Source organism: uncultured Bacteroides sp. (genome assembly GCF_910578895.1).
Lineage (GTDB): Bacteria > Bacteroidota > Bacteroidia > Bacteroidales > Bacteroidaceae > Bacteroides.
In genome coordinates this window covers 23,249-32,994 of record NZ_CAJTSC010000036.1, presented here as the reverse complement: position 1 = coordinate 32,994, position 9,746 = coordinate 23,249, and the positions used below count along the sequence as shown (strand labels likewise).

The window sequence follows — 9,746 nt, the reverse complement described above, 5'->3', positions numbered from 1 at the left end:
TTGGGAATATGTTCCCAACGTGCAGGGAACACGTTCCCAATTAAGTGGGAACATCGGGGGAAAAAGAAGCTGTCAGTCACGGGGCTTTTATCTACGGGATTTATCAGAAGCCAGAGGAAGAAGGGCGGCAATTCCTCCGGCTCCTGCAAATGAAGCCGTGTATAATTCCTGACTTATTCATAATACAAGCGATTAATCAACCGTTGCATAAAAGAGCAATTCCAACACTCGTACTTACAGGAACAGAGCAAGAACACTGAATATCAAATAAAAACATTTAAAAAAAGGTCAAAAAGCAGAGAAAAAAGAGGAATAGAAGTTCCTTTTTCTGTTATAGAACAGAATTTATTCGTATTTTTGCCAAATAAAGCGAAGAAACAGATTATGAATACCATACCAACAGTAACCAAAAACCTTTTAATCATCAATGTACTGATGTTTCTCGGTACGATTGTAGCCCAAAGTTACGGCATCGACTTAAACCGATACTTAGGCCTGCATTTCTTCCTTGCCGAAGACTTCAACACTGCACAACTGATTACGTACATGTTCATGCATGGCGGGTTCTCCCATCTGTTTTTCAACATGTTTGCCGTATGGATGTTCGGTCGCATACTCGAACAAGTGTGGGGACCGAAGCGCTTCCTCTTCTATTACCTTGCATGCGGCATCGGCGCAGGACTTATCCAGGAATTTGTGCAATACATCCATTATGCAACGGTACTTTCAGCATACGACAGTGTCAACACCGGCTACTCCGTCATTCCCATGGAGGAATACCTCAACATGATGACTACCGTGGGGGCTTCCGGGGCAGTATACGCTATTTTATTGGGATTCGGCATGCTGTTTCCCAACCAGCCCTTATTTATTTTTCCGCTACCGTTTCCCATCAAAGCCAAATATTTCGTTATCGGATACGCTTTGATAGAGTTGTTCTCAGGATTTGCCAACAATCCGGGCGACAATGTGGCACACTTTGCACATTTGGGTGGTATGATATTCGGCTTCTTACTAATAATGTACTGGAAAAAAAAGAACAGAGGAGATGGCTACTATAATAACTGATTTAAAAGATTCATTCCGTAGAGGGAACATCTACATACAGCTGATTTATATCAACGTAGGAGTGTTTTTCCTTACTACGTTGACAGAAGTCATATTGCAGCTTTTCAACCGGAGCATGGGCGGAGTGTTTGAATGGCTGGAACTGCCTGCTTCATTATCCCGTTTCATCATCCAGCCGTGGTCCATCCTGACATACATGTTTATGCACGCAGGAGCACTCCACATCCTTTTCAATATACTCTGGCTCTATTGGTTCGGCGCTTTGTTCCTAAATTTTTTCTCAGCAAAGCATCTGCGGGGGATATACGTACTGGGCGGCATCTGCGGCGGTTTGCTTTACATGGCAGCCTATAATACTTTCCCTTATTTCCGACCGATGACGGAGTACTCTTTCATGTTGGGAGCATCGGCATCCGTCCTGGCCATCGCAGCGGCTACCGCCTATCGGGAACCCAACTATCCGATACGTCTTCTCCTTTTCGGGACAATACGTTTGAAATACCTGGCATTGATTGTCATCGGAACAGACTTATTATTCATCACATCCAACAATGCCGGCGGACACATCGCCCATTTGGGCGGAGCATTGGCGGGATTATGGTTTGCAGCCAGCCTTAGCAAGGGGACGGATATTACCGCATGGATCAACAAGCTTCTGGATGCCGTTGCTTCCCTGTTCAGTTTCAAGCCCCGAAAGCCCAAGATGAAAATACACTATGGAACCGACAAACAAAAAGATTATAACTATAACGCCCGAAAGAAAGCTCAATCCGACGAGATAGACCGTATCCTCGACAAATTGAAAAAGTCCGGATATGAAAGCCTGACAACCGAAGAGAAAAAGAGCCTGTTCGATGCAAGTAAACGATAATGTATGTATGAGGCATCTCGGTAATTTTGTCGCTCTCCTGATTTTGGCAATCAATGCTTTGTCCACAGGGCTTTTGCTATTGACAGCATACAGCCCTTACATCCAGCCGACGGTGCATCCGGTACAGTCCTGCCTCGGACTGGCGTTTCCTGTTTTCGTGCTTATCAACGGTGCTTTCCTGATTTTCTGGCTGGCCATACAACGATATAAAACAGCGCTATTGCCTTTAATCGGTTTCCTATTGTGCTATTCACAGTTGCGGACGTATCTTCCCCTCAATTTCCATACCTCCAATCCGCCCGAAGGGAGCATAAAAATCCTTTCTTACAACATCATGGGATTTGACGGCTCCCACAAAAAAGACGGGAAGAACCCGATACTGACCTATCTGAAAAAAAGTGACGCCGACATTCTCTGCCTGCAAGAATACACATCCGACAAATCTTCCCGCCGTCTCACGCAAAAAGATATAGAACGGGAGTTGAAGGCTTACCCTTACCGCCGCATCAACGTGGTAGGAAGCGGCAGCGGTTATACCAACAAAATAGCATGTTATTCCAAATACCCTATTCTATCCGCGCGTGTTCTGAACTATACGAGCAACTATAACGGCTCCGTACTATACGAACTCAAGCTGAATGAAGATACAATTACCCTTATCAACAATCATTTAGAGTCAAACAAACTGACAAAAATCGACAAAGACATGTATGAGAACATGTTGAAAGCTCCCGAAAAGGAAAAAGTGAAAAGCGGCGCCCGGTTACTGGTGCATAAATTGGCTGAAGCTTCTGCCATTCGCGCCCCACAGGCAGACTGCATCGCGCAAGAGATAGCCGCCTCCCGACATTCATCGGTCATCGTCTGCGGAGATTTCAACGACACTCCCATTTCATACACCCATCGTGTCATTGCACAAAACCTGGATGACGCTTTCACCCAATCAGGATGCGGATTAGGTATCTCCTACAATCAGAATAAATTCTATTTCCGGATAGACAATATATTAATCAGCAAGAACCTACAGTCCTATAACTGTACGGTAGACCGTTCCATCAAAGAGTCCGATCATTATCCGATATGGTGTTATATAGCCAAACGGCAATGACTTTCCTTGCTGTTTATACAGTGAAATTATTTACAAACTACTAATATCTAATACTTTGGATTTATGTTTAAAAGAAGTATTCTAATTTTAGCTGCAAGTTGTATGATGTACTCCTGTGCTACCCAAACGGAAAGCAATCCGTTCCTCACCGAGTTTCAAACCCCTAACGGTGTTCCACCTTTCGATAAAATCAAGCTGGAACACTATGAGCCTGCGTTCCTTAAAGGAATAGAAGAGCAAAATGCCAATATCCAAGCCATTATCGACAATGCCGAAGCACCGGATTTTGAAAATGTAATCGTTGCTCTTGACAACAGTTCGCCCATACTCAACCGGGTTAGTGCCATCTTCTTCAACATGACGGACGCCGAAACCAATGATTCCCTGAATGAACTCTCCATAAAGCTTGCTCCGGTACTGTCCGAACATGGAGACAATATATCCCTCAACCAGGAATTGTTCAATAAAGTAAAAGCCGTTTATCAGCAGAAGGATTCTTTAAACTTGACAACCGAGCAACAAAGGCTTTTGGACAAGACGTATAAAGACTTTGTACGTTCCGGTGCCAATCTTTCCGCCGAGAAGCAAGACCGTCTGCGCGAAGTGAACAAACAGCTCTCCACACTGGGCATCACTTTCAGCAACAACATCCTGAACGAGAACAACGAGTTCATGCTTTTCGTAGAGAAACAGGAAGACCTTGCCGGACTTCCCGAATGGCTCTGCCAAAGCGCTGCCGAAGAAGCAAAAGCTGCCGGACAGGAAGGCAAATGGTTGTTTACGCTGCACAATGCCAGCCGGCTTCCCTTCCTGCAATATTCCGCCAACCGCCCGTTGCGCGAAAAGATATATAAAGCCTACATCAACCGTGGCAACAACAACGACAAGAACGATAACAAGAAAATCATAGCCGACATCGTCAGCTTGCGTCTGGAGAAAGCCCGCCTGTTGGGTTTCGACTGTTATTCCAACTTCGTTCTGGACAATACCATGGCAAAGAATTCGACCACGGTAATGGAGTTTCTGAACAACCTGTGGAATTACGCCCTGCCCAAAGCCAAAACAGAAGCCGCCGAACTTCAAAAACTGATGGATAAAGAAGGCAAAGGCGAAAAGTTGGAAGCTTGGGACTGGTGGTATTATACTGAAAAACTCCGTAAAGAGAAATACGACCTTGAGGAAGACCAAATCAAACCCTACTTCAAATTGGAAAACGTACGCGAAGGAGCCTTTGCCGTTGCCAACAAGCTCTATGGCATCACACTCACGAAACTCAACAACATCCCCGTTTATCATCCCGATGTTGAGGTTTTCGAAGTAAAAGATGCAGACGGATCGCAACTTGGCATCTTCTACGTAGACTACTTCCCACGCCCCGGCAAGAGCGGCGGGGCATGGATGAGCAACTACCGCGAACAGCAAGGCGACATTCGACCGCTGGTATGCAACGTAGCCAGCTTCACCAAACCCGTTGGCGATACTCCTTCCCTGCTTACGATGGACGAAGTGGAAACCCTGTTCCATGAATTCGGACACGGATTGCACGGATTGTTGACCAAATGCAACTATCTCGGTGTCTCCGGTACTAATGTGGCACGCGACTTCGTAGAACTCCCGTCACAAATCAACGAACATTGGGCTACAGAACCCGATGTATTGAAAATGTACGCCAAACATTACCAAACCGGTGAAGTCATCCCCGACCACCTCATCGAAAAGATACTGAATCAGAAAACATTCAACCAGGGCTTTATGACTACCGAGTTGCTCGCAGCCGCCATTCTCGACATGAACCTGCACAACCTGACAGACACCAAAGACATCGACGTGGTGGCCTACGAAAAAGAGGCGATGGACAAACTCGGCTTGATTTCCGAAATTGCTCCCCGTTACCGCACCACCTACTTCAACCACATCATAGGAGGTTATGCGGCAGGCTATTATAGCTACCTGTGGGCAAACGTACTGGACAACGATGCTTTTGAAGCATTCAAGGAACATGGCATTTTCGACAAGACAACCGCCGACCTTTTCCGCCGGAATGTTTTGGAAAAAGGAGACAGTGAAGACCCGATGACCCTGTACAAGAATTTCAGAGGGGCAGAGCCTCAATTGGAGCCGATGTTAAAAAATCGCGGTATGAAGTAAGAATTGTGAAAAAAAAACTATATTTGCAGCCTTATATACGATAGAAATCAATTAAAAAGTAATCATAATAAACTAAAAGTAACATGCAAAACAAAGGATTTGTAAGGGTTTTTGCGATATTGCTCACATTGGTATGTGTGTTCTATCTCTCCTTCTCTTTTGTGACTCGCCACTATGCCAATAAGGCAAAAGAGTTTGCAAAAGGTGATGTGAAAGTAGAACAAGACTACCTCGACTCTCTGTCAAACGAGAAAGTGTGGTTCGGCAATTGGACGCTGAAACAATGTCGTGAAATGGAAATCAGTTTAGGTTTGGACTTGAAGGGGGGTATGAACGTCATCCTTGAAGTGTCGGTGCCTGATGTTATCAAAGCATTGGCGGACAACAAACCGGACGAAGCATTCAACCAGGCATTGGCAACTGCCGCCAAACAGGCTACCACCAGCCAAGACGACGTTATCACGTTGTTCATCAAAGAGTATCACAAAATCGCTCCGGATGCTTCACTCGCACAACTGTTTGCTACCCAGCAATTAAAGGACAAGGTAAATCAAAAATCTTCCGATGCGGAAGTCGAGAAAGTATTACGCGAAGAAGTGAAGGCAGCCGTTGACAACTCATTCAACGTACTCCGTACCCGTATCGACCGTTTCGGTGTGGTTCAGCCCAACATCCAGAGCCTGGAAGACAAAATGGGACGTATCATGGTGGAACTTCCGGGTATCAAAGAGCCTGAACGTGTAAGAAAATTGTTACAAGGTTCGGCTAACCTGGAATTTTGGGAAACATACAATGCGAAAGATGTCGCTTCCTACCTGCAATCGGCAGACGCCAAACTGCGTACCATACTGGCAACCACGGAAAAAACAGAAGAAGTGGTAGACAGTACGGAAACCGCAGCCCCTGCCGTAGCACAGGCTACCAGTGTAACCGACAGCATTGCCGCAGCACTGAAAGGTGAAAGCAAAGCACAAGCCGCCGATTTCGAACAAATCAAGAAAGAGCACCCGCTGTTGGCAGTTCTTCAAGTCAACCCCAGCGGTCAAGGTCCTGTGGTAGGTTATGCAAACTACAAAGACACTGCCGATATCAACAAGTACCTCTCTATGCCGGAAGTTCAGGCAGAAATGCCGAAAGACCTGCGTTTGAAGTGGGGTGTTTCTCCTTATGAATACGATCCGAAAGCCCAGACATTCGAATTGTATGCCATCAAGTCTACCGAACGCAACGGACGCGCTCCGCTGGAAGGTGATGTAGTGGTAAATGCAAAAGACGAATTCGACCATTATGGCAAACCTGCCGTAAGCATGTCTATGAACACGGATGGTGCACGCCGTTGGGCACAACTCACCAAGCAGAATGTAGGCAAGGCAATCGCCATTGTATTGGACGATTATGTATATTCCGCACCTAACGTAAATCAGGAAATCACCGGCGGTAATTCACAAATCACCGGTCACTTCACTCCGGAACAGGCAAAAGACTTGGCAAACGTATTGAAATCAGGTAAGATGCCGGCTCCCGCCTACATCGTACAGGAAGATATCGTAGGCCCGTCTTTGGGACAAGCTTCCATTAACGCCGGTGTGATGTCATTCATCGTGGCATTAATCCTGCTGATGATTTACATGTGCTCCATGTACGGCTTCATTCCGGGCATGGTTGCCAACGGAGCTTTGGTATTGAACCTGTTCTTCACATTGGGTATTCTCTCATCCTTCCAGGCAGCGCTTACCATGTCCGGTATCGCCGGTATGGTGTTGTCACTCGGTATGGCTGTGGATGCCAACGTATTGATTTACGAACGCACCAAAGAAGAGTTGCGGGCAGGCAAGGGTGTCAAGAAAGCACTTGCAGACGGTTACGCCAATGCTTTCTCTGCAATCTTCGACTCCAACTTGACATCTATCATTACAGGTATCATCCTGTTTAACTTCGGTACCGGTCCTATCCGCGGCTTTGCCACTACATTGATTATCGGTATCCTGATTTCATTCTTTACTGCCGTGTTCATGACACGTCTGTTCTACGAACACTTCATGAGCAAAGACAAATTGCTGAACCTGACATTCTCCACAGGCATTTCCAAGAACCTGATGGCTAATGTACACTTCGACTTCATGGGCAGAAACAAGGTTTGGATGGGACTGACAGGCATCGCAGTGGTAATCTGTATCGCTTTCCTCAGCATCCGCGGTTTGAGCCAAAGTATCGACTTTACCGGTGGACGCAACTTCAAGGTGCAGTTCGAGAATAAAGTAGAACCCGAACAAGTACGCGAACTGATTGCCAGCAAGTTCGGCGACGCCAATGTCAGCGTTATCGCTATCGGTGCAGACGGCAAAACCGTACGTATCAGCACCAACTACCGCATTGAAGAAGAAGGCAACAACATCGACTCGGAAATCGAAGCTTATCTGTACGAAACCCTGAAGCCGTTGCTGACCCAGAATATCACGCTGGAAACCTTCATCGACCGTGAGAACCATACGGGTGGCAGTATCATCAGTTCACAGAAAGTAGGTCCGAGTATCGCAGACGACATCAAGGTATCGGCTATCTGGTCTGTTGTATTGGCATTGATTGCCATCGGTTTGTACATCTTGCTCCGTTTCCGTAACATCGCATACTCTATCGGTTCCGTATGTGCACTGGCCTGCGACACTATCGTCATTTTGGGTGCATATTCCATGTTCTGGGGTATTCTGCCGTTCTCTTTGGAAATCGACCAGACGTTTATCGGTGCTATCCTGACGGCTATCGGTTACTCAATCAACGACAAGGTGGTAATCTTCGACCGTGTACGCGAATTCTTCGGCCTGTATCCGAAACGCAACAAGAAAGCACTGTTCAACGACTCACTGAACACGACTTTGGCACGTACCATCAACACCTCATTGAGTACATTGATTGTATTGCTGTGTATCTTCATCCTCGGTGGTGACTCTATCCGCAGCTTTGCATTCGCAATGATTTTGGGTGTTGTATGCGGCACGCTGTCTTCTCTGTTCGTTGCATCTCCTATCGCTTACACGCTGATGAAGAACAAAAAAGATGCAGAACAAGCAACTGCTGAAGAAGTAAAATAAGCCTTAACCATATAAGGTATACCATAAAGGTCAACTCCACGTTCGTAATGTTAAACTTTACGGACGTGGAGTTGACCTTTATGGTATCATAGAGAGACCTCTATAACCTGTGATTCTACTGTGTCCAACGGCTTCACCTGATATTTCACTTTAGAGAAGTCTATCCCACGCAAGTCTATGCTTCGGACAGTACTGTTGTACATCGTACGGTAGTAGAGTTTCCGATGTGCCATATCCGTAGCAGCCGTCCACTGAGTAGCACTCGGAATATCGGCAGGCGCGTCTCCGTTGGCATACTGGGTACCTATCGGGATATCGAAATTATTCAGAATCTGAAAACACTGCAAGATACTTTCGAAAGCAGTGGCACGTTGAGGAGCAGTTGTCTGGAAGAAAGCGGCGCGGACAAAACGCGAAGGCGGTGTAAAATCACCGGGCAACCCCAACAAGCCGCTTCCACCTCCCAAAGGAGCCAATACTATATCGCCGAACGGATGTCCGGAAACACCGCCGGAAAAGAGATTGACATAATTATTAAGATTTGTCAGATGCCACTCAAAGCCGGGAGAGTTGGTAAGCACACCCAATTTATTTTCATAAAAACGGGGAACTCCCCCAACCACCTCAAGCACCAATTGCCGTCCCGAAGCATCAATGAAGCGCCAGTGGACAGTAGAAGCCCGAGGATCTACATTCGTGATACGTACTTCACCCACTTTCGCCTTCACCTCATCCACCGTACTGCATTCACCCAATATAAACGATACAAGCTGCAAGTCTGCAATGTTCCTGTCCTTCTCGGCAATATCATATTCCTGATATTCACCGGAATTAGGAAAGTAGAATAATCCTGCCGAAAGTCCGGCTTCATTCAACCCTTCGGCAATGAACTCCTTCTGCTCCACGGCAAAACCGACATAACCATAACGAGCCGTAAAACGCATGCCATTCATGCCACCATCGGGTGTAAAGGAGCGTTGAGCGTATCCGCGCGGCACAATCACATAGCGGCTGTTCAGATTGCTGCCCGCCCACTCTATGGTACGTGCCACAACCGTAGTTCCATCCTTACTCTTCAAAGTGATTCCCGTACAAGCCTCCGCAGGCAGCGAAACCGTCCATGTACCGGCAAGTGCCAACGAAATAATCAATAAAATAGTTTTTTTCATAATTCCCTTTTTATACAGGAAACAACGTGATACGATATTAGTTCATTATCGTATCCTAAGAAAAATATAAAGGAAGCAGGGGAAAACAAAAAAGGAATGCCGGACACAACCGCCATTCCTTTCGTAGCTCCGAGGGGAATCGAACCCCTATCTAAAGTTTAGGAAACTTCTATTCTATCCGTTGAACTACAGAGCCTTTTTGTATACATTCTGCATATAGCAACAGAATGCGGGTACAAAGATAATGTATTCTGTTGATTTTCCGAAAAAAGTTTTGTTAATCCGATTAACTT

The 9,746-nt window shown here is 46.1% G+C and carries 6 protein-coding genes and 1 tRNA gene; 5 read left to right on the top strand and 2 right to left on the bottom strand.

The window, feature by feature from the left end:
• The first annotated feature begins 384 nt into the window (after nucleotides 1-384).
• From QZ327_RS10035 to secDF, 5 genes are all read left to right on the top strand, one after another.
• Nucleotides 385-1,068, top strand: a complete 684-nt coding sequence (locus QZ327_RS10035) for a rhomboid family intramembrane serine protease (RefSeq protein WP_294618915.1) — start codon at nucleotides 385-387, stop codon at nucleotides 1,066-1,068.
• Entirely contained in the window at nucleotides 1,049-1,939 is an 891-nt protein-coding gene (locus QZ327_RS10030) for a rhomboid family intramembrane serine protease (protein ID WP_294618914.1), read from the top strand. Before QZ327_RS10035 ends, QZ327_RS10030 begins: the two co-directional genes overlap by 20 nt.
• A gap of 7 nt (nucleotides 1,940-1,946) precedes the next feature.
• Nucleotides 1,947-3,047, top strand: a complete 1,101-nt coding sequence (locus tag QZ327_RS10025) for an endonuclease/exonuclease/phosphatase family protein (protein ID WP_294618913.1) — start codon at nucleotides 1,947-1,949, stop codon at nucleotides 3,045-3,047.
• A 63-nt stretch (nucleotides 3,048-3,110) separates the two neighbouring features.
• Nucleotides 3,111-5,195: a M3 family metallopeptidase gene (locus tag QZ327_RS10020; protein ID WP_294618912.1), complete on the top strand. Its 2,085-nt coding sequence runs from the start codon at nucleotides 3,111-3,113 to the stop codon at nucleotides 5,193-5,195.
• Nucleotides 5,196-5,278: 83 nt separating this feature from the next.
• Complete coding sequence (gene secDF, locus QZ327_RS10015; protein WP_294618911.1) at nucleotides 5,279-8,284, top strand: protein translocase subunit SecDF; 3,006 nt, start codon at nucleotides 5,279-5,281, stop codon at nucleotides 8,282-8,284.
• A gap of 86 nt (nucleotides 8,285-8,370) precedes the next feature.
• On the opposite strand, the gene QZ327_RS10010 is transcribed toward secDF, so the two are convergent.
• Nucleotides 8,371-9,453, bottom strand: a complete 1,083-nt coding sequence (locus QZ327_RS10010) for a linear amide C-N hydrolase (RefSeq protein ID WP_294618910.1) — start codon at nucleotides 9,451-9,453, stop codon at nucleotides 8,371-8,373.
• Nucleotides 9,454-9,577: 124 nt separating this feature from the next.
• A tRNA-Arg gene (locus QZ327_RS10005) sits at nucleotides 9,578-9,649 on the bottom strand.
• Nucleotides 9,650-9,746: the final 97 nt, after the last annotated feature.

Excerpts from the sequence above, each read along its gene's own strand:
- QZ327_RS10035 (WP_294618915.1), top strand. The coding sequence starts at position 385 with ATGAATACCATACCAACAGTAACCAAAAACCTTTTAATCATCAATGTA.
- QZ327_RS10030 (WP_294618914.1), top strand. The coding sequence starts at position 1,049 with ATGGCTACTATAATAACTGATTTAAAAGATTCATTCCGTAGAGGGAAC.
- QZ327_RS10025 (WP_294618913.1), top strand. The coding sequence starts at position 1,947 with ATGAGGCATCTCGGTAATTTTGTCGCTCTCCTGATTTTGGCAATCAAT.
- QZ327_RS10020 (WP_294618912.1), top strand. The coding sequence starts at position 3,111 with ATGTTTAAAAGAAGTATTCTAATTTTAGCTGCAAGTTGTATGATGTAC.
- secDF (WP_294618911.1), top strand. The coding sequence starts at position 5,279 with ATGCAAAACAAAGGATTTGTAAGGGTTTTTGCGATATTGCTCACATTG.
- QZ327_RS10010 (WP_294618910.1), bottom strand. The coding sequence starts at position 9,453 with ATGAAAAAAACTATTTTATTGATTATTTCGTTGGCACTTGCCGGTACA.